The following is a 22,565-nucleotide window of genomic DNA, read 5'->3' as shown; positions in this document are numbered from 1 at the left end:
CCCACCATCCTTCGGCGGATCGTGGTCGAGGTTGGTGGGCACGCTACGCTTTGCCCACGATAGCGCTGCTAGCCTTTCGTACTATACTACGCTTCACACCAAAAAGCCCCGGAGACACCTTCGGGGCTTTCGTCGTTTCCGCCCTTCCTCGCTGATCAGCGCCTCACTCCCTCAGAGGAGAAAGCCCTCACCCGGCGCGTTGCGTCGACCTCTCCCGAAAGCGGGAGAGGTGCACCGAGCCAGCGGCGGCACCAACTCAACCTAACGCGACTATCCCTCGTTCGCGAACGTCGTCTCCATCGCCTTCCTTATCTGGACCGTCTCATTGTTCGCGTCGAACTCCACATCGCTCCAGCGCACGATCTCGCCATGGGCGACGTCGTGCTTCAGCTTGAGGCGATGCGCCAGCCCGATCGGCAGGGCGCCTGCCTTGAGGCTCGCGGCGGCCGGCACCAGCTTGCCCCACACCGTGTAGCCGCCTTCGCCGTCCAGCATTTCGCCGGCGCGCAAATCGCGCTTGGCCACGGACGCGACGTCGCCGCGGAAGCCGTAGGGCTGCCCTGTCGGTTCGCCCCGCAGCGCCGCTGACAGCACCGAGATGTTCAGCTCCAGCCCGATCAGATGATAGGGCTTGTACATCGCCGCATATCGTCCGCTGGAATCGGTCTTCAGGCCGTACTGCTTGAAGCAGTCGGCTGCGTAATCGTTCGGCGCCTCCAGCACGACATAGACGCCCCAGCGCAGATCGCGAAACACCGGTCGGCCATCACGCTCCAGCGACGAGACGACCTCGACCACGCCGGATCGCTCCAGCACCCCGCCCTTGTCACTGGGACGCATGATGTGCGGGAGATCGTCGACACCGCAGGGCGGAAACAGCAGGCCGCCCGTGGGCACGTCGAGCCCGCAGGCATTCGCGATCGCGGCCATCTCGATCGCCGATTTGGTGCCGTCGAGGAAGGAGTTGAACATCTGCGGGTTCATGCCCGCCGACTGCGCTTCGCCCACGGTGAGACCATAGTGCTGCCAGACGCCATCCGGCGTCACGTCGTGGTAGGCCGGAAGGTATTTTGTGCCCTTGCCGGCGGCGACGACGCGGAAGCCGGTGGCGCGAGCCCAGTCCACCATTTCGGCGGTCAGCGCCGGCTGGTCGCCATAAGCGAGCGAATAGACCACTCCCGCTTTCCGCGCCTCCTCGGCGAGCAGCGGGCCGGCGAGCACGTCGGCCTCGACATTGACCATCACGATATGCTTGCCCGCCGCGATCGCGGCGCGCGCGTGGCGGATGCCGACGGCGGGATTGCCGGTCGCCTCCACCACCACATCCATCGCGCTGCCCGCGATGGCGCGTGCGCCGTCATCGGTGAACATGGTCGCGGCGATCCGCTCGGCGCTCCAGCCGACTGTGCGGCAGGCCTCGCGGGCGCGGTCGCGGTCGATGTCGATGATAACAGGCACCTCCAGCCCCGGCGTGTGCGGCACCTGCGCCAGAAACATCGAGCCGAATTTGCCGGCGCCGATCAGCGCGACACGGACAGGCTTGCCGGCGGACGCGCGGGCCTGGAGGAGGCGGAAGAGGTTCATGGGGAATGTCCTGAGCAGGTATCGTGTCCCGGACGCGGTGCAGCGCTTCTTCAGCGCTGCACCGCAGAGCCGGGACCTAGAGAGAAACTATCCGTGTGGCATGGGCCCCGGCTCAGCAGCGCATCACTGACGTGCTGCGCTGCGTCCGGGGCACGAGACCTGTTTACTCCGCCGCCTGCCGCGGCGCACGGGCGAGCCGCACCAGCGCATCATCGTCCACCGTCTTGATCGGCGCGAAATCGCGATGCGCAATATACTCCGGCCGCGTCGGGGTGCGGATGTAGTTCGAGACCGCGTTTAGCGTCAGATACACGATCTTGCGCGGGTAGGGCGTGATGTTGCCGCTCGAACCATGCACGAGATTGCCGTGGAACATCAGCATGCCGCCGGGCTTGCCGGTCGGCGCCACGATACCGCCCTGCTTGACCAGCCGCGTCACCGTGTCCTCGTCCAGCGTCCACAGTGGATAGGACGTCGTCGAGAGGTCATGCGAGGCCTGGAGATCGCCGGCGTTCTGGCTGCGCGGCACCAGCATCAGGGGACCGTTGATCGGCATCACCTCGTCGAGGAAGATCGCGATGTTCATCGCGCGCGGCTCCGGCATGCCGTCATCGCGCTTCCAGGTGCCGTAGTCCTGGTGCCACTGCCAGACGTCGCCGGTGAAAGCCGATTTCGCGTTGATCTTGAACTGGTGCATGTAGACCGGCTCGCCGAACAGCTGCTCGACCGGGTCGATCATGCGCGGATGCGCGCCCAGAATGCCGAAGGCCTCGTTGTAGAGATGGGCAGCAAAGGCCGTGCGCGGCGCACCGCTCTTCTCGCGCCAGACTTCCGGCCGGTTGGCATCGTAAATGCCGACCGCCTCGCGCGCGAGGAAATCGACCTCCTCCTGGCTGAACAATTCGGGCAGGAACAGCCAGCCCTCGCGGTGGAAGAACTCCAATTGTGCCTGAGACAATTTCATGGGTCGTCCTCCTTGGTTGTTTTGTTCTTGTCATTCCGGGGCATGCGAAGCGTGAGCCCGGAATCCATTCATCCGCAGTCTCTGTCGCTGGATAGATTCCGGGCTCGACGCTTACGCGTCGCCCCGGTATGACAGAGGCTACGCCGCCACCTCGTCCGTCGCCCTCAATCGCTCCTCAGTCATCCGTCCCGCCGTCTGCGCATGCGCCAGCGCCGCGCGTTCGGCCGCCTTCGCGTCACCTGCGAAAATGTGCTTGGCGATGTCAGTGTGTTCCGCCCAGGCGCTGCCGCGATAATCGAGCTCCGACAGCACGGTCGCCATCGAGCGGCGCATATGCGGCCATTGCGGCGTGATCGTCTCCTCGATTACGGGATTGCCGGCGAGCTGATAGATCGCGCGGTGAAATTCGACGTCGAGCGCGATCAGCTCGGCGAGCGTCGTTTTGCGATCGATGCGGCGTCCGGCGGCGAGCGCCGCGTCGAGCCGCGCGCGTCCGGCCGCGTCACTCGCGGCACCTTCGGCGGCAAGCCGGGCCGCGAGCGCATCGATCGCGCCGCGTACTTCGTAGAGCTGGCGGATGCGCGCGGGATCGAGCTGCGTCACTTCAAAGCCGCGCCGGCCGCTCTCGGCGACGAGCCCCTGCCGGTGCAACAGATGCAGCGCATGCGACACCGGTTGGCGCGACACGCCGAGCTTGTCGGCGAGCTCGTTCTGCCGGATGCGCTGGCCGGGCTGAAGCGTGCGATCGGAGATTGCCTCCAGGATCCGAGCATAGACCTGGTCGATCAGGTTCGGGAGCGGGTCGAGAGGGATCACGCCGGCGGCTCCGAAAAGGGAATACGGAATTCCGTATTCGAAGGTATCGCGGGAGGGACAGGCCGTCAATGCCGCCGCTTTTGGGTGGGATAAGCCTTTGATTTCTATTGAGGCGGCCTACTGTGCATGGGGTTGTTTTCACGGCGATCGCGTTGCCTAATCCGCCAGGAACCTGCTCACTACCTCGCCGAACTCCAGCGGCGCCTGCTCGAACATCCAGTGGCCGGCATTTGCAATCACCGCCGTCTTGCTGCCTGCGATGTGCTCGGCCAGCACGCGCCACATCACCGACAGGCTCCCCGTCGTCGCGCCGCCGCCGATCAGCAGCGTCGGCGTCCTGATCGCCTGTGCATCCGCAAGCGTATAGGGCTTGCGCTGCTCGTTGATCTGGCCGAGGAAGGTGAGCGTGTTGTCGCGCAGCTGCTGTTTTGCGGCCGCCGGCACACGCCGCCAGGAGCCGTCGCCCTCGATGCCCTCGTAGAAGTTCTGCAGCGCGCCCTCAATGTCGCCGGCGCGGATCATCTCGACGCAGCGTATCGTCTTCGCGGCAAGCGGCGGATGCGCGGGCGTGCCTTCGGGCACCGGCAGGCTGACATCACGATCGCCACCCGGCTCGGCCAGCACCAATTTGCGCAACAGATCAGGCCGCGCCTGCGCCACGCGAAACGCGATATGCCCGCCGCGCGAATGACCCATCAGATCGACCGGTCCGGGCTTGACCTGCTCGATGAACGCGATCGTGTCAGCGACATGCTGCGCCATCTTGTAGTCGTCGCCGACGGCATCCCAATGCTCCGGGAAGAAGTGCCGCAGGCTGACCGAGATCACGCGATGGTTCTTCGACAGCGGACCGAGCACGGAATACCAGGTTCGGAAATCTCCGAGCGTGCCGTGCACGCAGACCAGCGGATGGCCCTCGCCGACTTCGAGATAGGCCATGTCGTAACCGTTGACGCGAAGGCTCTGCATGATCAGCTCGCCAGAAAATCCAGGACCACTTCGGAGTATTTTTGCGGCGCCTGCTCGAACATCGGATGCGTCGCGTTCGGGATGATCGCCGTCTTGGAGTAAGGCACGTGCGCGGCGAGCGCATGCAGCACTTTCGGCAGCAGGCCCTTGGTCCGCGCGCCCAGGACGAACAGCGTCGGCATCTTGATCGCCTCCGCATCCGCCTTCGAGAACGGCGGACGATTGTCGCGGACCTGGCCGATCAGCGTAGTGGCGTTGTCGCGCAGATTCTGCTTCACCATCGCCGGCAGCCGCGGCCAGGTGCCAGCGCCCTCCAGCGTGTCGACGAAGACAGCGAGGCCGCCATCGACATCGCCGGCCGCGATCTTCTCGGCCGAGGCCGTGAACCGCGCCAGCAGGGGCGAGGGGCCGCCGGCGTAATCAGGATCGAGGCTCGCATCGAGCTCGCCGCCAGGCTCGGCGAGGACGAGGCGCCGCAACAGATCGGGCCGCTGTTGCGCCACGCGAAAACAGATGTGGCCACCGCGCGAATGGCCCATCAGATCCACCGGGCCGAGCTCGAGCTTCTCGATGAACGCGATGACGTCGCTGACATGCTGGGCGATCGAGTAGGTGTCGCCAACGCCGTCCCATTGTGCCGGGAAGAAGTGCCGCAGGCTGACAACGATCATCCGGTGCCGCTGCGTCAGCGGCCCGAGCACGCAGCCCCAGACGCGGAAGTCGGAGAGCGAGCCGTGCACGCAGACCAGCGGCGGCCGGCCTTTGTCCTCGCCCACGTCGAGATAGGGCATGTCGTATCCGTTGACGTGGAGGCTTTGCATTCGGGGCTCACGAAAGGGGAAGGCGGAACTCCTGTGCAAGATTCCCGGAAACCGGGTGGATCGCAACTATTTCCAAGCCTAGATTCAAGCAGAGATCACATTGGGGGCATGCGACGAAGACGCTAGTCCAGGAACCAAGCCATGACCGACCAGCATTTTGCCCTGTTCGACACCAAGATCGGCCTCTGCGCCATCGCCTGGGGCCCGCGCGGCATCAACGGCACGCAACTGCCGATGGGCAGCGAGCAGAAGATCCGCACCCGCATCAGCCAGCGCCACGCCGACGCCAGCGAGGCCGAGCCGACAGCCGAGGTGCAGCAGGCCATCGACCGCATCATAAAACTGCTCGCGGGCGAGCCGGACGACCTCACCGATATCCCGCTCGATCTCGACGGCGTGCCCGACTTCAACCGCGGCGTCTACGAGATCGCCCGCGCCATCCCGCCCGGCAAGACCATCACCTATGGCGACATCGCCAAGCGCCTCGGCGGCGTCCAGCTGTCGCGTGATGTCGGGCAGGCGCTCGGGCACAACCCGTGCCCGATCGTCGTGCCCTGCCACAGGGTGTTGGCAGCCGGCAACAAGCCCGGCGGCTTCTCGGCGAATGGCGGCGTGGTGACGAAATTGAGGATGCTCGAGATCGAAGGCGCGCTGGTGAACCACACGCCGAGCCTGTTCGATTGAGGCGCTAAATCTTCGCCGCCATCTTCGGCCAATATTTGTCGCGCAGATGCCGTTTCACGAGCTTGCCGGTTGGCGTGCGCGGCAGCTCGGCTTCGAAATCGATCGAGCGTGGGCACTTGATTGCGGAGAGACGCGTCTTGCAGTAGGCAATCAGGTCCGCCTCGAGCTCCTTGCCGGCGCGCTTCATGTCGTGCGGCTGCACCACCGCCTTGACCTCTTCGCCCATCTCCTCGTTCGGCACGCCGAACACGGCGACGTCGGCAATCTCGGGGTGGGTGATGAGAACGTCCTCGGTCTCCTGCGGGTAGATGTTCACGCCGCCCGAGATGATCATGTAGGACTTGCGGTCGGTGAGGAACAGAAAACCGTCCTTGTCGAGATAGCCGACATCGCCGAGCGTCGACCAGCCCTTGGCGTTATAGGCCTTCTTCGTCTTCTCGGGATCGTTGTGATAGGTGAAGGCGGGCGCGTCGGCGAAATAGACCGTGCCGATCTCGCCCACCGGCTGCTCCTCGTCGTTCTCGTCCAGAATCCTGATCTTGCCGACCACGGCGCGGCCGACGCTGCCGCGATGCTCCAGCCACTGCTGCGAATTGCAGACGGTGACGCCGTTGCCTTCCGAGCCCGCGTAATACTCGATCAGGATCGGCCCCCACCACTCGATCATCTTTGCCTTGACGTCGACCGGGCAAGGCGCGGCGGCGTGGATTGCGCCCTTGAGCGTGGAGACGTCGTACTTGGCCCGGACGTCGTCGGGCAGCTTGAGCATGCGCACGAACATGGTCGGCACCAGCTGCGATTGCGTGACCTTGTATTTCTCGACGAGCTTCAAGAACTCTTCGGCGTCAAAATGCTCCATGATGATCGAGCTGCCACCGAGCACGATCGCCATCATATTGAAGCGTAGCGGTGCCGCGTGATAGAGCGGCGCTGGCGAGAGGTAGGTGCTCTCGGCGTTCATGCCGCACATGTCGGCGCAGAGCACGCGCAGGAAGGCATTCGGCACATCGATCTTGTTCCCCTCGAAGGCCTTCTTGATGCCCTTCGGCCGGCCAGTTGTGCCCGACGAATACAGCATGTCGTAGCCGGCGACTTCATCCGCGATCGGCGTCACAGGTTGCGCGGCTGCTTCCTTGTCGTAAGAGCGGAAGCCGGGCAGGGGCTCGTCAACCATGAAGAAGATCGGCTGACCCGGCGCGCCCTCGACCAGGTCCTTGATCTGGTCGGCGCATTTCGGCGTCGTGATGACGATCTTGGCGCCGCAATCACCGATGATGTAATCGATCTCGTCCTGCTTCAGATAGCGGCTGATCGCTGTGTAATAGAGCCCGCTGCGTTGCGCCGCCCAGCAGATCTCCATGAAGGCGAGGCGGTTTTCCATCAATAGCGCGATGTGATCGCCGGCCTTCAGCCCCAGCGAGCGGAACAGGTTTGCGCCCTGGTTCGAGAGCTCGTCGAGCTCGCGATAGGTGACCGCCTTGCCTGTCCCAGCCATCTGGTAGGCGATCTTGTCGGGCGTGGTGCGGGCGTGGATGGAGGGATGAGTCATAAGCGCAGGTCCCAAGGCAAACTAAACTGTCGTCCCGGCGGAGGCCGGGACCCATAACCACTGCTCAAAATTGTTGAAACGTGATGTCGCCCCAGCTCACCCTAACCACACGCTCCTGTGGCTATGGGTCCCGGCCTTCGCCGGGACGACACCGTTTGTGTGGAGACGCCTTACAGCCGCTCCACGATCGTCACGTTGGCCATGCCGCCGCCTTCGCACATGGTCTGCAGGCCGTAGCGCTTGCCGCGCTGGTGCAGGGCGTGGACCAGCGTCGTCATCAGCTTGGTGCCGGAGCCGCCAAGGGGATGGCCGAGCGCGATGGCGCCGCCGTTGACGTTGAGCCTGGTAGGATCGGCGCCGGTGGTCTTCAGCCATCCGGTCGGCACCGAGGCGAAGGCCTCGTTGACCTCGAACAGGTCGATGTCGTCGATGTTCATGCCGGCCTTTTCCAGCGCGCGCTTGGTGGCGTGCAAGGGAGCGTCGAGCATGATGACGGGATCGCCGCCGGTCATGGTCATGTGGTGGATGCGCGCCAGCGGCTTCACGCCGAGCTGCTTCAGGCCGCGCTCGTTGACCACCATGACACCGGAGGCGCCATCGCAGATCTGGCTGGCGCTTGCCGCGGTGAGCTTGCCGTTCTCGGCGATCAGCTTGACGCTCTTGATGCCGTCGAGCGTGGCGTCGAAGCGGATACCCTCGTCGATATGGTGGGTGTCCTTCGAGCCGTCGGCGCGGGTGATCTCGAGCGGCACGATCTCCTTCTTGAAGTGACCGGCTTGCGTCGCCGCGATCGCGCGCTGATGGCTGTTGTAGGAATATTCGTCGAGGTCATCCTTCGACAGGCCATACTTCTCGGCCATCATCTCCGCGCCGGTGAACTGGCTGAACACGATGTTCGGGTACTTCGCCTCGATGCCCGGACTCTTGTAGTGGCCAAAGCCGTTCTTGGCGGCGAGCTGTGAGGACAGGCCCATCGGCACGCGCGTCATCGATTCCACGCCGGCCGCGATCACCACGTCCATCGTGCCGGACATCACGGCTTGAGCTGCGAAGTGCAGCGCCTGCTGCGAGGAACCGCACTGACGGTCGATCGAGGTACCCGGCACGCTCTCCGGTAGCTTTGAAGCCATGATCGCGTTGCGCGCGACGTTGTTGGACTGCTCACCGACCTGCATCACGCAGCCCATGATCACGTCCTCGACCAAAGCGGGATCGACCTTGGTGCGATCGACCAGTTCGTCCAGCACCTTGGCTGCGAGATCGGCCGGATGCCAGCCGGCGAGGCGGCCCCCCTTGCGCCCGCCCGCGGTACGCGCAGCGGCGACGATATAAGCCTCGGCCATTTCGGTCTCTCCCATGATTGTTCTTGATAGGGTCGGGTTGTCGGTGGCGGATTTAAGGGGCGGGACATCGTTTAGTCAATCGATCAATTAACTCTTGTGGGGAGGCGCTGCTTGGGCTTATCTGCGGCCCGCTTCAGGCGGCGAGAACAGGGATCTCCGTGACTACCAGCGTACCGAACAGGCTCCCCAGCGGAAAGAATTCCACGGCGGAGAAATTGCTCGTAGCCGCGAGCGAACTGATGATCGAACGTTCCTCGATCGAGATCTCGCTCTCCGACATCGCCCAGAAGTCGGGCGCCAACGCCGCGCTGGTCAAATATCATTTCGGCAACAAGGATGGCCTGTTGCTGGCGCTGCTCGCGCGCGATGCCGCGACGGAGATGTCCAATCTGGAATATCTGCTGGCACAGCAGATCACATCGACCGCGAAGCTGAAGCTGCATATCGCCGGCATCATTCGCGCCTATCACCGGTTCCCCTACATGAACCGGCTGATCCATTATCTCCTGCACGAGAGTGTGGCCGGCTCCGCGGATGAAGTCTCAAAATTCTTCGTCGCGCCACTGCTGGATTTCCACCGCCGCCTGCTCACTGAGGGCGTCAGCCGCGGCGAGTTTCGCCAAACCGATCCGGTGCTGTTCTACACCAGCCTGATCGGCGCCTGCGATCACCTGTTCTTCGGCCGGCACGCGATGTCTCGCGCGACCGGCGTCGGTCCGGTCACCGATGACGTCTGCCGGCAATACATCAAGCACATGGAAACGCTGATCTGCGGCGGCATCCTTACGCAAGCCGGGGAAGCTGCTGCGGCCGGATAATCCGGCCAATACTTTCAAATCTAGAGAAGAAACGTCCAAGGAAAGGTAGCCGATCATGGAGTTGAAAGACGTAGCCGTTCTCATCACCGGTGGTGGTTCTGGTCTCGGCGAAGCGACCGCACGCGCCATGGCCGCCAAAGGCGCCAGGATCGGCGTGATCGATCAGAACAAGGACAACGCCGAGAAGGTCGCCGCCGAAGTGAAGGGCGTCGGGCTTCATGCCGACGTCACCAGCGAGGAGCAGATCAAGGCTGCGATCGCGAAGGCGGAAGCCACGCATGGCGTCGCCCGCGTGTTGATGAACTGCGCCGGCATCGGCGGCTCGCAGCGCATCGTCGGCCGCGACGGCGTCTATCCCTTGGAAAAGTTCGCGCGCATCATCAACGTCAACCTGATCGGCACCTTCAACTGCCTGCGCCTGTTCGCCGAGCGCCTCGTCACGATCGAGCCGGTTGGCGAAGAGCGCGGCGTCATCATCAATACGGCCTCGGTTGCGGCCTACGAAGGCCAGATCGGCCAGATTGCTTATTCGGCCTCGAAGGGCGGCGTCGTCGGCCTGACCCTGCCGGCCGCGCGCGACCTCGCCAGCCAGAAAATCCGCGTCAACACCATCGCGCCGGGCCTGTTCTTCACGCCGCTGCTGATGAGTCTGAGCGAGGAAGCGCGCAAGAGCCTCGGCGCCCAGGTGCCGCATCCCTCGCGTCTCGGCGACGCCAAGGAATACGGTTCGCTCGCCGTGCACATAGTCGAGAACCCGATGCTCAACGGCGAGACCATCCGTCTCGACGGCGCCATCCGCATGGCGCCGCGGTAACGTAGGCATACTCGGCTGCTGTCCCTTCTCCCCTTGTGGGAGAAGGTGGCGCGAAGCGCCGGATGAGGGGTTCTCTCCGTGGAGACAGACCCAAGCGGGTATGTGGCTAACGATCTACATGCCCTCTCCCACAGAGGGAGAGGGCGCAGCAATCGACGCCGCGATCCGCGGCAAGCACGAGGCTCCATGTCTCAATCGCTGTTGATCGAGCCGCTCAAACGTCCTGACAGTCTCAACGCGCTCGATCCTGCGCTCAGGGCCTTCCTTGAGAAGCGAAAGCCTGTCTATATCAAGCGCTGAACGACAAAGATCCGCAAAGGACAATAATTCCGGGAGACGCAAAATGAGTGGAAGCGCGGCGGCGGTGATGGCGAAGCCCGCCTTTCGCAAGGTCGAGTGGCTCGCACGCGACATCGATGTCGCGCGCCGCATTGACGGCACGGTGGTGCTGAAGTCGCGCATTCCGCTGCAGGCCTATGAGAAGCATCTTCCGGCCTCGCTCGCGAAATGGGCGAAGGAAGCGCCGGATCGTACCTGGCTCGCGCAGCGCGGCGGTCCGAACCGCGAATGGCGCAAGGTGTCCTACGGTGAAGCCAAGCGCACGGTGGATGCGCTGACGCAGGCGTTGCTCAATCTCAAGCTAGACGGACGCCCGGTGGCGATCCTCTCCGGCAATTCGATCGAGCACGCACTGATGACGCAAGCCGCGATGCAGGCGCGTTCGCCGGCTGCGCCGGTGTCGCCGGCCTATTCGTTGATGAGCCACGATCACGTCAAGCTGAAGTACCTGTTTGATCTGATCAAGCCGGCCGTGGTGATGGTGCAGGATGGGCCGACCTTCGAGAAGGCGCTGAAAGCGCTCGATCTCACCGGCGGCACTGTCGTTCACGTCGCGCGGCCATGCGATGGCATCAAGAGCGTCGGCTTTGCCGAGCTTGCAGCCACGCCGGTGACGCCTGATGTCGATGCATCGATCGCGAAGGTAACGCCCGAGACCGTCGGCAAGCTACTGTTCACGTCAGGCTCGACCGGCATGCCCAAAGCCGTCATCAACACGCAAGAGATGATGTGCGCCAATGCAGCGATGATGATGCAGGTGCGGCCCCGCACACCTGGCGGTCCGCCCGCCACGGTGCTCGACTGGATGCCCTGGAATCACACCATGGGCGGCAATGCCGCGTTCCATCCGGTGCTGGTTGATGGTGGCACGCTCTATATCGACGACGGCCGGCCGATGCCGGGTCAGCTCGAAGAGACCATCAAGAACCTGCGCGAGATCTCGCCGACCTATTACGCCAATGTGCCGGCCGGCTATGCCGCGCTCGCGGCTGCCATGGAGAAGGACGATGCGCTCTGCCGCTCGTTCTTCAAGAACCTGTCGATCATGGCCTATGGCGGCGCGCGGCTGCCTGATGATCTCTACGAGCGCATGCAGGCTCTCGCCGTGAAGACCACCGGCGAGCGCATCGTGTTCTACACCGGCTGGGGCTCGACCGAGACTGCGCCGACCTCAACCGGCACCTATTGGGACACTGAGCGCGTCGGTCTGATCGGCCTGCCGTTCCCCGGCGTCGAATTGAAGATGGTGCCGTGCGGCTCGAAATATGAGTTGCGCCTGCGCGGCGTCAACGTCACGCCCGGCTATTTCGGTCAGCCCGATCTCACCAGGAAGATGTTCGACGAGGAAGGCTTTTATTGCATCGGCGACGCCGGTATTTTCGTCGACGATGCCGATCCGGTGAAGGGCATCATCTTCGCCGGGCGCGTGGTCGAGGACTTCAAGTTGACCACCGGCACCTTCGTGCATGTCGGGTCGCTGCGTACCGATGCGATCGCCGCAGCAACGCCTGTCGTGCATGACGCCTTGGTAGCGGGACAGGATCGCGCCTTCATCAGCCTCTTGGCTTGGCCGAACCTGCATGCGTGCCGCCAGCTCGTCGGCAATCCAGATCTCGGCTTCGAGGATGCCGTAAGACATCCCGAGGTGATTGCCTGCTTCAAGCGTGGGCTCGAGGCGCACAACAAGGAGTGCGAAGGCGCCAGCAGTCGCATCATCGCGCGCGCGATGCTGATGGCCGAGCCGCCCTCGATCGACGGCAACGAGCTCACCGACAAGGGCTACATCAACCAGCGCGCCGGCCTGGAACGCCGCGCGGCGCTGGTGGAGCGGCTCTATGCGGATAAACCTGACCAGGACGTGATCGTGCTGCGATGAAGACGCAACTCTCGCTCTTGTCATTCCGGGGCGCGCGAAGCGCGAGCCCGGAATCCATCGGACCGCGAAGTCAGTGGATCAATGGATTCCGGGCTCGCGACTTCGTCGCGCCCCGGAATGACGGTCTCAAATAACAACGAATGAAGGGTAAGGCGTCATGAACTTCGATTTCTCCGACGACCAAAAGCAGCTGCGCGACCAGGCGCGCAAGTTCCTCGCCGAAAAATGCTCGCCCAAGGCGGTGCGCGTCGTACTTGACGGCAAGGCGCCCTACGACAAGGAGCTGTGGAAGGGCCTCGCCGAGATGGGCTTCCTCGGCGTCGCCATCCCCGAGGAGTTCGGTGGCGCTGGCGCGGGTCATCTCGAACTCTGTGTGATCGCGGAAGAGATGGGCCGGGCGAATGCGCCGGTGCCGTTCTCCTCGACGGTGTATCTCGCGGCCGAAGCGCTGCTGATCGCCGGTAGCGATGCGCAAAAGAAGAAGTGGTTGCCCGCGATCGCCTCCGGCGAGGCAATCGGCACGTTGGCGCTGTTCGAGGGCAAGGGCAATCCGTCGCCAAAGAACGTCAAGCTGACGGCCGCGAATGGCGTGCTCAACGGCGTCAAGAAGCCGGTGGCGGATGGCGCGATCGCCGACTTTGCCGTGGTTGCCGCGCGCACCGGCTCGAGCGGGCGTGATGGCGACATTTCGCTGTTCCTGGTCGACCTCAAAGCCGGTGGCGTCGAGGTGAAGAGCCTCACCAATCTCGATCCGACCCGAGGTCAGGCGGAGATCATCTTCAAGGATTGTAAGGCCGAGCCGCTCGGCGCTGCCGGCGACGGCTGGAGCATTCTGACTCAGGTGCTCGATCGCGCCGCGGTGCTCTGTGCCTTCGAGCAGGTCGGTGGCTCCGACCGCGCGCTCGAAATGGGCCGCGACTACGCGCTCGATCGCATCGCCTTCGGTCGTCAGATCGGTTCGTTCCAGGCGGTCAAGCACATGCTGGCCGACATGTATGTCTCGGCGACGCTGGCGCGCTCCAACAGCTATTACGGCGCCTGGGCGCTCTCGACCAACGCGGCCGAACTGCCGGAAGCGGCAGCCGCCGCGCGGATCAGCGCGACACAGGCGTTCCAGCACTGCGCCAAGAACAACATCCAGGTTCACGGCGGCATGGGTTTTACCTGGGAGTTCGACTGCCACATGTACTACCGCCGCGCCAACGCCATGGCGCTCGGCCTCGGCAGCCTGTCCTATTGGGAAGACCAGTTGATCGACCGCATGCGCAAGAAGAACGCGGCGTAAGCGAAGGATACTATCATGAACTTCGACGACACCCCGCAGGAAGCCGAATTCCGCGCCATCGCCCGCGCCTGGATCGGCGCGAACGCGCCGAAGCAGTATGAGGAGGAGCTGCGCAAATCCTCGCTGGGCCGCACTCAGCTCAAGAACGCCAATATTCTCGAGGTCGCCAAGGCCTGGCAGAAGAAGAAGGCCGATGCTGGCTGGGCGTGCCTGCACTGGCCGGAGGAGTATGGCGGCCGCGGCTCGTCGCCGATCGAGCGCGTGATCTGGCAGCAGGAGGAGGGCGCGTTCGGAAAGCTCTCGCACATCTTCATCATCGGCCACGGTATGTGCGGCCCGACCATGATGGCGTTCGCGCGCGAGGAGCATAAGCGCGCCTGCCTTCCGCCGCTCGCCTCCGGCGAAAAGGTCTGGTGCCAGCTGTTCTCCGAGCCTGCCGGCGGTTCCGACGTCGCAGGCTTGCGCACCCGCGCGGAGAAGGACGGCGACGAGTGGGTCATCAACGGCCAGAAGATCTGGACCTCGGGCGCGCATTATTCCGATTACGGCATCCTGCTCACCCGCACCGATCCGACCGTGCCCAAGCACAAGGGTCTCACCATGTTCTTCCTGGACATGAAGAGCCCGGGTGTCGAGGTGCGGCCGATCAAACAGGCGAGCGGAGCCTTCGACTTCAACGAGGTCTATTTCACCAATGTTCGCATCCCCGACCATCAGCGCCTCGGCGAGGTCGGTGACGGCTGGAACGTCTCGCTGACCACGCTGATGAACGAGCGCATGTCGATCGGTGCGGGCGTGTCGACCGGCTTCCCGGAGCTGTTCGAGTATTGCTCCGGCTTGATGCTCGACGATGGTCCGGCGATCGAGGACCGCGCGGTGCGTTCGAAGCTCGCGAACTGGGCGGTGAAGGCGAGTGGCTTGCGCTACACCAGCATGCGCGCAATCTCGGCGCTGTCGAAGGGCGAGCGGCCGGGCCCGGAAAACTCCATCGGCAAGCTGGTCGCGGGTTCGATGATCCAGGACGTCGCGACCTACGCACTCGATCTCCAGGGGGCGGCCGGTGTGGTCAGCGGTCCGGAGGATGCCGAAGTCGCCGGCCGTTTCCAGGCGATGCTGCTGCGTGCGCCGGGTACGCGTGTGGAAGGCGGTACCGACGAGATCATGCGCAACATCATCGCCGAGCGAGTGCTGGGCCTGCCCGGTGATATCCGTGTCGACAAGGACGTGCCGTTCAACAAGATCCCGACCAAGGGAAGAGGTTAGAGATCCGCCATGAATTTCGACGACACCCCGCAGGAAGCCGCATTCCGCGAGACCGCGCGCAAATGGGTCGCCGCCAACGCGCCGAAGGAGTTCGAGCAGGAGCTGTCAAAATCCTCGCTCGGCCGCATCAGGCTTGCGAAGCACGACATGGTCGAGGTCGGCAAGGCCTGGCAGAAGAAGAAGGCGGAGGCCGGCTGGGCCTGCCTGCACTGGCCGAAGGAATATGGCGGCCGCGGCGCCACGCCGATCGAGCGCGTGATCTGGCAGCAGGAGGAAGGCGTCTACGGCAAGCTGACGCAGCCGTTTCAGATCGGCGAAGGCATGTGCGGCCCGACCGTGATGGCCTGGGGCAGCGAAGATGCAAAACGCCGCTATCTGCCGAAGCTCGCCTCGGGCGAGGAGATCTGGTGCCAGCTGTTCTCCGAACCGTCCGCCGGCTCCGACGTTGCGGGCCTGCGCACGCGCGCGGAGAAGAAGGGCGACAATTGGGTCGTCAACGGCCAGAAGATCTGGACCTCGGGCGCGCATTATTCCGACTTCGGCCTGTTGATTGCGCGCACCGATCCGAACGTGCCCAAGCACAAGGGTCTCACCATGTTCTTCCTGGACATGAAGAGCCCGGGCGTCGAGGTACGTCCGATCAAGCAGGCCAACGGCATGCAGGAGTTCAACGAGGTCTATTTCACCGACGTCGTGATCCCCGACGGCCAACGGCTCGGCGCCGTGGGCGAGGGCTGGAGCGTGTCGCTGACCACGCTGATGAACGAGCGCATGTCGATCGGCTCGCGGCTCGCGACCGGCGTCCCCGAACTGTTCGAGTTCTGCTCCAATCTGATGCTGGAAGCCGGACTCGCTATTGACGATCCCGCCGTGCGCTCAAAGCTTGCGAGCTGGGCGGTGAAGTCGAGCGGGCTGAAATACACTAGCTACCGCGCGATCTCGGCGCTGTCGAAGGGCGAACGACCGGGTCCTGAAAACTCGATCGGCAAGCTGGTCTCCGGCATGATGCTCCAGGACATCGCAACTTACGCCATGGACCTCCAGGGCGCGGCCGGTGTCCTCACCGGCGCGGACGAGGAGACGGTGCACGGCCAGTTCCAGCAGATGCTGCTGTCCTCGCCCTCAATGCGCATCGCCGGCGGCACCGACGAGATCCTCCGCAACATCATCGCGGAGCGCGTGCTGGGATTGCCTGGCGACATTCGTGTCGACAAGGATGTGCCGTATAACGAGATCCCGACCAAGGGGCGGTGATGTCTCCCCTCTCGCTGCATCTTGTAGGGTGGGCAAAGCGAAGCGTGCCCACCATATGCAGATGCTCCGGGGCAAGTCTGTTGGTGGGCACGGCGCTGTGCGCCTTTGCCCACCCTACGAAGATTGAGCGCGAGTTGATCCATGGACGCTAAAGTCAACCAGAACGACCGCATCGGCGTGCTCGAAGAGCTCCTCAACGAGCGCTACTCCGTCCGCGCTTTCCTCCCGGAAGAAGTCGATCGCGCCACCATCGAGCATGTGCTGACCACCGCACAGCGAACCGCGTCCTGGTGCAACAGCCAGCCCTGGCAGGTCATCATCGCCAGCGGCGAGGCCAAGGAACGCTTTCGCCAATTGATCTACAAGGAAGCATCTAGCGGTCTCGGTGACGACTATGATTTCACGCCGCCGCGTGAATATGTCGGCGTCTATCTCGAACGCCGCCGCGAGAGCGGCTTTCAGCTCTACAACACGCTCGGCATCGTGCGCGGCGACAAGATGGGCTACGCCAAGCAGGCGCTGGAGAACTACAATTTCTTCGGCGCGCCGCATGTCGCGATCATTCACACCAACGAGCCGCTCGGCATCTATGGCGCGATCGATTGCGGTGCCTACGTGTCGAATTTCATGCTCGCCGCGCAAGCGCTCGGGCTCGGCACGATTCCGCAGGCTGCCCTGGCGCGCCATTCCGGCTTGATCCGCCGACACTTCAATCTGCCCGACGACCGCCGTGTCGTCTGCGGCATCTCGTTCGGCTATGCCGACAACGCGCACAAGGTCAACAGCTACCGGACCTCGCGCGCAACCGTCGCCGACACGGTGACGTTCGTCGAGACGTGACCGGGCGGCAGTCAACGATCCACAAGCATGCAAAGACGGCCGCGCAAACGGCCGCCTTCACAACTGTCGCCTAAGTCGATTGACGCGCTATCCGCCGCTACCGCCGATCACGGCGCGCACGGTCTCGTCGGGCCCGAAATCCTCGGCGCCGTCGACGTAGAGCAGCGCGGCGAGCTTCGAGCGTGCGCGGTTGACGCGGCTCTTGATGGTGCCGACCGCACAGCCGCAGATCGAGGCCGCATCCTCGTACGAGAAGCCGGAGGCGCCGACCAGGATCAAAGCTTCGCGCTGATCCTGCGGAAGCTTCTCGAGCGCGCCGCGAAACTCCTCGAATTCGAGATGAGCGTTCTGCGAAGGCTGCGTCTTCAGCGTCTTCGCATAGTTGCCCTCGGCGTCCTCGACCTCGCGCCGCCGCTTGCGATAGTCGGAGCGGAACAGGTTGCGCAGGATCGTGAACAACCACGCCGGCAGGTTGGAGCCGGGTTGGAACGAGTCGATGTTGGCGAGCGCGCGCAACAGCGTCTCTTGCACCAAATCGTCGGCGCGATCCGCATTGCCGCTGAGCGAGATGGCGAATGCGCGAAGACTCGGCACGGCCGCGAGGATGTCGTCACGCAGGGAGTTCGTGAGAGGCATTAAACCCTCCCATTGTTATCGTTGGAGCCCCCAGCCCCATTCTCATCCTGAGATCCGCCTCCCGGCGCATCAAGCTTCTTGATGAGCTCCGCGAACCGGTCCGGAACCCCTTGCCGCACGACGTCGTCGTACATGGCGCGCAGTTGATGCCCGATCCGGGATTGGATCTCCGGAGTGAGGCCTCCCTTGCCGGGGGTCGCGCTTTTGCTGGCTTGAGACTTGAGATCTTTCATGACCTGTTCCACGTTTCCCCGAGTTAAGTGACTGCAAGATCGAGAAGTTTTCTCAACCGGGAGCCGTTCCCTGGACGAGTTCAATTCCAGATTCGACAAAAAGTTCCCAGCCAAGCGGAACTTTTCTTATCCTGAAGCGTAATCAGCCCCAGCAGGGGAACCCGGGCCTCCCCTCATGTTGCCTGGTTCTTCACGGATGGCCCGATGATGAATGGAGTGGGGATGTCCCGTTCACAGCTTGTTGCTGAACACTTGCCGTTGTTGCGTCGGTATGCGCGCGCCCTGACGGGCAGCCAGGCCTCCGGCGACGCCTATGTCGCAGCCATGTTGGAAGCCATGTTGGGAGATCCGTCGGTGCTCGATGAGAGCCATGGGCCGCGCGCCGGCCTGTTCCGGCTGTTCACCCAGATCTGGAATTCGATCTCGGTCAATGACGACGCCGAGGTGGCGACGCTGCCGATGCCGCCGGAGCGGCGGCTGTCCAATATCACGCCGTTGCCGCGGCAGGCCTTCCTGCTGCTCTCGCTCGAAGGATTTTCGGAAGAGGAAGTCGCCTATATTCTCGCGACCGATGTCGCCGAGACGCGGCGGCTGGCCGATACCGCCGGACGCGAGATGGCGGCTGAGATCGCAACCGACGTCCTGATCATCGAGGACGAGACCTTCATCGCCATGGACCTCGAGAGCCTGGTGAAGAATCTCGGCCACAACGTCGTCGGTGTCGCGCGCACCCACGCCGATGCGGTGGCGCTGGCCAAGAACAAGCGGCCGGGTCTGATCCTCGCCGACATTCAGCTCGCCGACGGTTCGTCGGGACTGGATGCCGTCAACGAACTGCTCCGCACCTTCGAAGTGCCGGTGGTGTTCATCACTGCCTATCCGGAGCGCTTCCTCACCGGCGAGCGTCCGGAGCCGGCGTTCCTGATCTCAAAGCCGTTCCAGCCCGCCATGGTGTCGGCGGTGGCGAGCCAGGCGCTGTTCTTCCAGCGCAACTCGCGCAACCGAACGCCGAAGGCGCCTGCGGCGTAAAGCGACCGCGGTTCGCCATCTGGCGACGACGATTCGATCCGGCGCGCTGCAAGGCACGCCGGATTTTTCGTGCCCGCTTGACGGGCGTCGTACTCGCCGCTCATACCTGTGCATCGCCCCGAACTGGAGACGTGCCCATGGACCAAGCGTTGCTCGACCGCCTCGCCATCCGCGACCTCGTCGAGAACTGGGCGGTGTGGCGCGACGCCGGTGACTGGGAGCGCTTTGCCACCGTCTGGCACGAAGAAGGCTGGATGTCCGCGACCTGGTTTCAGGGACCGGCGCGGGATTTCATGCGCGTCAGCCAGGAAGGCTTTGCCAAGGGCGTACGCATCCTGCATTTCCTCGGCGGCACCAGCATCGATCTCGCGGGCGAGCGGGCCATCGCGCAAACCAAAATGACGATCGCGCAGCGGGCGCTGGCTCACGACGTGCTCTGCGACGTCGTGTGCACCGGGCGCTTCTACGATTTCCTGGAGAAGCGGCAGGGCGCCTGGGGCATCGTCCGCCGCCAGCCGATCTACGAGAAGGACCGGATCGACCCGGTCGATCCCGCCGCGACACTGCGCCTCGACCAGCAGGCGCTCGCCGCACTGCCTGAGGGCTACCGCCATCTCGCCTACATGCAGGAGCTGATTGGCTACGAGGTCAAGCGCGACATGCCGGGCCTGACCGGCCCGGAGGTCGAAAAGCTCTATGGCGAGGGGCGGGACTGGCTTGCGGGGAAGGCCAAATAGTCTGCAAGCAAAAGTGAACCCCAGACAAAAGTAAGGCGCGACTGGCATCACCACAGTCGCGCCCTACGTCGCCGGCTTATGGGGCAGGGGGGAATAGCCGGCTGTTGAGACGACTCCCGGGCGCCGGAGTCGTTCCAGCCGGCCTGCAAAATTTTTCGCAGGCGTCTGCCATTTCTGCACACGGTTAAGTGATCTTAACCTCTGGGAAACTCCGGTCCTCCCCTCGCGTTGTTCCCGTGATCGCCATGGGGCGAGGGACCGACAGCCATGTCACAGATTCAAAAGGTATTTTTTGGTGCCGTTGCCATCGCCGCGACGCTTGGCGCCGTTCAGGTTGGCGCCCAGGTTGGCGCCGTACAACTCGCCTCCGGCCATAATCTGGCCAGCCGCTGGGAGGCGGTCGCCGACCAAACTTCAGGTCGCAATGTCGCAACTCACAACGTCAATCGCACCAGCAAGTCCGACCGCCTCGCCGACCTGAAGCCGGCGGCGGTTCCCACCCGTACCGTCTCGATGCGGCTAAACGACCTTGCCGATACCTCTGTGCTGCTGCGGGTCCCCGCGGTCATCGAGACCGGCAACGCCAAGCCGGCCCCCACGCTGCTGAACCCTGGCCGCAAGCCGACGATCGCCTGCGAGCCGATGGTCAGCTCCCTGACCGAGGTCGCCAAGCTGCTGCAGCCCGGCCGCTGCGTGACCTGATCGGCCTCGCCCTTCCGCAAAAACCGCCCTCCGCCTGGAGGGCGATTTTGTATGTCCACTTGATCCCCTATCCCATCGCGTTATATCCCGGCTTTCTCCATTTCTGATTGACCGGGTAAACGCATGACGACGTCCGATACGGCTACGCATACGCAGCCTTTCCAGGCCGAGGTTTCCGAGCTGCTGCACTTGATGGTGCATTCCGTCTATTCGGAGACCGACATCTTCCTGCGCGAGCTTGTCTCTAACGCCTCGGATGCCTGCGACAAGTTGCGCTATGAGGCGATCGCCACCCCGACGCTTTTGGGCGAGGGCGACGCGCTCAAGATCCGGATCATTCCGAACGAGCCGGCCGGAACGCTGACGATCGCCGACAATGGCATCGGCATGGAGCGGCAGGAGCTGATCGACCATCTCGGCACCATCGCCCGCTCCGGCACCAAGGCCTTCGTGTCGAAGCTGAAGGAGGCCAAGGACGGCCTCGGCCTGATTGGCCAGTTCGGCGTCGGCTTCTATTCCGCCTTCATGGTTGCCGATAAGATCGTCGTCGTCAGCCGTCGCGCCGGCGAGAGCGACGTCTGGACCTGGACGTCGTCCGGCGGCTCCGGCTTCGAGATCGCACGCGCAAGCGACGAGGAGGCAGCCCGTGTGGCGCGCGGCACAGAGATCGTCCTGCACATGAAGGACGATGCGAAGAAATATCTCGAGGCTTTCGAGATCGAGCGCATCGTCGGGGCCTATTCCGACAACATCCTCTTCCCCATCGAGCTCGTGCCGGAAGAGGGCGAGCCGCGCCAGATCAATTCGGCGAGTGCGCTGTGGCAGCGTTCGAAATCCGAGCTTTCGACGGAGGACTACAAGAAGGCCTATCAGCAGATCGCATCCGCCTTCGACGATCCCGCGATGACGCTGCATTATCGCGCGGAGGGGCGTTACTCCTACGCCGTGCTGCTGTTCGCGCCGTCGACCAAGCCGTTCGACCTGTTCGAGCCGAACCGCAAGGGCCGCGTCAAGCTCTATGTCCGCCGCGTCTTCATTACGGATGATGCGGATCTCTTGCCGGGCTATCTCCGCTTCATCCGCGGCGTCGTCGACAGCGAGGATCTCCCGCTCAACATCTCGCGCGAGATGCTCCAGAACAACCCGCAATTGGTGCAGATCCGCAAAGCCGTGGCGACCCGCGTCGTCAACGAGCTCGAAAGCCTCGCCGAGAAGGATGCGGAGAATTTTGCGAAGATCTGGGACGCCTTCGGTGCGGTGCTGAAAGAGGGCATCTACGAGGATTTCGAGCGCCGCGAAAAGCTCCTCGCGCTGTCGCGCTTCGCCACCACGACCGGTGAGAAGCGCGCGCTCAAGGACGTCGTCGCCGATTTCAAGCCGAACCAGACCGAGATCTATTATCTCGTCGGCGACAGCATCGAGCGGCTGAAGTCCAGTCCGCGGCTGGAAGCCGCGACCGCGCGTGGCATCGAGGTGCTGCTGCTGTCCGATCCGGTCGATGCGTTCTGGACCTCGATGCCGACGGAATTCGAAGGCAAGCCGCTGAAGTCGCTGAGCCAGGGCGATCTCAATCTCGACCTGATTCCGTGCGTCGACGACAAGGACGAGACGAAGAAGGACGAGCCCGAGGCAGACGAGGCCGCCACCATCGCGGTGATCAAGGCAGCGCTCGGCGAGCGCGTCAGCGACGTCAAGGCCTCGACCCGCCTGACCAGCTCCGCCTCCTGCCTCGTCGCCGACAGCCAGGGCCCGAGCCGCGAGCTCGAGCGCATCCTGGCGCAGCAGAACCGCGGCATGGGCACCAAGCCGATCCTGGAAATCAATTTGCGCCACCCCATGGTCTCGGCAATCACCAGGGCGCAGGCCGGCTCGAAGACGGTTGACGATCTCAGCCTGCTCCTGCTCGAACAGGCGCAGATTCTGGATGGCGAGCTGCCGGAAGACCCGGCCGCGTTTGCCGCAAGGCTGAACCGGCTGGTGCTGCAGGGCCTGGGCTGACGCGAGACTGG

At 63.9% G+C, this 22,565-nt stretch carries 21 protein-coding genes; 12 read left to right on the top strand and 9 right to left on the bottom strand.

All coding sequences use genetic code 11. The annotated features are described in order from the left end of the window. Positions 1 to 270 precede the first annotated feature (270 nt). From YUA_RS0110155 to YUA_RS0110135, 5 genes are all read right to left on the bottom strand, one after another. The gene (locus YUA_RS0110155) at positions 271 to 1,584 is read right to left on the bottom strand and encodes an NAD(P)H-dependent oxidoreductase (protein ID WP_027530585.1); all 1,314 of its coding nucleotides are present in this window, start codon (positions 1,582 to 1,584) and stop codon (positions 271 to 273) included. Positions 1,585 to 1,747: 163 nt separating this feature from the next. Continuing rightward, entirely contained in the window at positions 1,748 to 2,548 is an 801-nt protein-coding gene (locus YUA_RS0110150) for a phytanoyl-CoA dioxygenase family protein (RefSeq protein WP_027530584.1), read from the bottom strand. Positions 2,549 to 2,686: 138 nt separating this feature from the next. Next, positions 2,687 to 3,364, bottom strand: a complete 678-nt coding sequence (locus tag YUA_RS0110145) for a GntR family transcriptional regulator (protein WP_027530583.1) — start codon at positions 3,362 to 3,364, stop codon at positions 2,687 to 2,689. A 156-nt stretch (positions 3,365 to 3,520) separates the two neighbouring features. Further along, entirely contained in the window at positions 3,521 to 4,333 is an 813-nt protein-coding gene (locus YUA_RS0110140; protein WP_027530582.1) for an alpha/beta fold hydrolase, read from the bottom strand. A gap of 2 nt (positions 4,334 to 4,335) precedes the next feature. Then, positions 4,336 to 5,154 (bottom strand): alpha/beta fold hydrolase, encoded by an 819-nt coding sequence (locus YUA_RS0110135; RefSeq protein ID WP_027530581.1) that lies wholly within the window; start codon positions 5,152 to 5,154, stop codon positions 4,336 to 4,338. 141 nt (positions 5,155 to 5,295) lie between these two features. On the opposite strand from YUA_RS0110135, the gene YUA_RS0110130 reads away from it, so the two are divergent. Beyond that, a complete protein-coding gene (locus YUA_RS0110130; RefSeq protein ID WP_027530580.1) occupies positions 5,296 to 5,838 on the top strand; it encodes a methylated-DNA--[protein]-cysteine S-methyltransferase in 543 nt (180 codons plus the stop codon). A gap of 4 nt (positions 5,839 to 5,842) precedes the next feature. Here the strand turns inward: YUA_RS0110130 and YUA_RS0110125 are convergent, their stop codons facing one another. Then, positions 5,843 to 7,387 (bottom strand): acyl-CoA synthetase, encoded by a 1,545-nt coding sequence (locus YUA_RS0110125; protein ID WP_027530579.1) that lies wholly within the window; start codon positions 7,385 to 7,387, stop codon positions 5,843 to 5,845. A gap of 170 nt (positions 7,388 to 7,557) precedes the next feature. Continuing rightward, positions 7,558 to 8,730, bottom strand: a complete 1,173-nt coding sequence (locus tag YUA_RS0110120) for an acetyl-CoA C-acetyltransferase (protein ID WP_027530578.1) — start codon at positions 8,728 to 8,730, stop codon at positions 7,558 to 7,560. A 239-nt stretch (positions 8,731 to 8,969) separates the two neighbouring features. Here YUA_RS0110120 and YUA_RS0110115 point away from each other — a divergent pair, with 239 nt between their 5' ends. The 7 genes from YUA_RS0110115 (at position 8,970) to YUA_RS0110080 (ending at position 17,219) form a co-directional block, all read left to right on the top strand. Then, a complete protein-coding gene (locus tag YUA_RS0110115; RefSeq protein ID WP_245285133.1) occupies positions 8,970 to 9,548 on the top strand; it encodes a TetR family transcriptional regulator in 579 nt (192 codons plus the stop codon). A 55-nt stretch (positions 9,549 to 9,603) separates the two neighbouring features. Beyond that, a complete protein-coding gene (locus YUA_RS0110110) occupies positions 9,604 to 10,362 on the top strand; it encodes an SDR family NAD(P)-dependent oxidoreductase (protein WP_027530576.1) in 759 nt (252 codons plus the stop codon). Between the two features lie 343 nt (positions 10,363 to 10,705). Next, the gene (locus YUA_RS0110100; RefSeq protein WP_027530575.1) at positions 10,706 to 12,577 is read left to right on the top strand and encodes an AMP-binding protein; all 1,872 of its coding nucleotides are present in this window, start codon (positions 10,706 to 10,708) and stop codon (positions 12,575 to 12,577) included. A 157-nt stretch (positions 12,578 to 12,734) separates the two neighbouring features. After that, positions 12,735 to 13,862, top strand: a complete 1,128-nt coding sequence (locus YUA_RS0110095) for an acyl-CoA dehydrogenase family protein (RefSeq protein WP_027530574.1) — start codon at positions 12,735 to 12,737, stop codon at positions 13,860 to 13,862. A 15-nt stretch (positions 13,863 to 13,877) separates the two neighbouring features. Then, positions 13,878 to 15,125: an acyl-CoA dehydrogenase gene (locus YUA_RS0110090; protein WP_027530573.1), complete on the top strand. Its 1,248-nt coding sequence runs from the start codon at positions 13,878 to 13,880 to the stop codon at positions 15,123 to 15,125. Positions 15,126 to 15,134: 9 nt separating this feature from the next. Continuing rightward, on the top strand, positions 15,135 to 16,379 hold the full coding sequence (locus YUA_RS0110085) for an acyl-CoA dehydrogenase (RefSeq protein ID WP_027530572.1): 1,245 nt from the start codon (positions 15,135 to 15,137) through the stop codon (positions 16,377 to 16,379). A 141-nt stretch (positions 16,380 to 16,520) separates the two neighbouring features. Further along, complete coding sequence (locus YUA_RS0110080; RefSeq protein ID WP_027530571.1) at positions 16,521 to 17,219, top strand: nitroreductase; 699 nt, start codon at positions 16,521 to 16,523, stop codon at positions 17,217 to 17,219. A gap of 87 nt (positions 17,220 to 17,306) precedes the next feature. On the opposite strand, the gene YUA_RS0110075 is transcribed toward YUA_RS0110080, so the two are convergent. Both YUA_RS0110075 and YUA_RS0110070 read right to left on the bottom strand, forming a co-directional pair. Next, the gene (locus YUA_RS0110075; protein ID WP_084292346.1) at positions 17,307 to 17,855 is read right to left on the bottom strand and encodes a sigma-70 family RNA polymerase sigma factor; all 549 of its coding nucleotides are present in this window, start codon (positions 17,853 to 17,855) and stop codon (positions 17,307 to 17,309) included. After that, the gene (locus tag YUA_RS0110070; RefSeq protein WP_027530569.1) at positions 17,855 to 18,088 is read right to left on the bottom strand and encodes a NepR family anti-sigma factor; all 234 of its coding nucleotides are present in this window, start codon (positions 18,086 to 18,088) and stop codon (positions 17,855 to 17,857) included. The genes YUA_RS0110075 and YUA_RS0110070 overlap by 1 nt, the downstream gene beginning before the upstream one ends. A gap of 222 nt (positions 18,089 to 18,310) precedes the next feature. Here YUA_RS0110070 and YUA_RS0110065 point away from each other — a divergent pair, with 222 nt between their 5' ends. From YUA_RS0110065 to htpG, 4 genes are all read left to right on the top strand, one after another. Then, positions 18,311 to 19,117, top strand: coding sequence for a response regulator (locus YUA_RS0110065; RefSeq protein ID WP_027530568.1), 807 nt, complete (start codon positions 18,311 to 18,313; stop codon positions 19,115 to 19,117). A gap of 137 nt (positions 19,118 to 19,254) precedes the next feature. Next, positions 19,255 to 19,854: a nuclear transport factor 2 family protein gene (locus tag YUA_RS0110060; protein ID WP_027530567.1), complete on the top strand. Its 600-nt coding sequence runs from the start codon at positions 19,255 to 19,257 to the stop codon at positions 19,852 to 19,854. Between the two features lie 267 nt (positions 19,855 to 20,121). Beyond that, positions 20,122 to 20,556, top strand: a complete 435-nt coding sequence (locus tag YUA_RS0110055) for a hypothetical protein (protein ID WP_027530566.1) — start codon at positions 20,122 to 20,124, stop codon at positions 20,554 to 20,556. A gap of 123 nt (positions 20,557 to 20,679) precedes the next feature. Further along, positions 20,680 to 22,554: a molecular chaperone HtpG gene (htpG, locus tag YUA_RS0110050; protein ID WP_027530565.1), complete on the top strand. Its 1,875-nt coding sequence runs from the start codon at positions 20,680 to 20,682 to the stop codon at positions 22,552 to 22,554. Positions 22,555 to 22,565 lie beyond the last annotated feature (11 nt).

The organism is Bradyrhizobium sp. WSM3983, assembly GCF_000473045.1.
GTDB lineage: Bacteria > Pseudomonadota > Alphaproteobacteria > Rhizobiales > Xanthobacteraceae > Bradyrhizobium.
The sequence above is the reverse complement of the archived record's forward strand: the minus strand, read 5'-3'. Positions and strand labels throughout refer to the sequence as shown.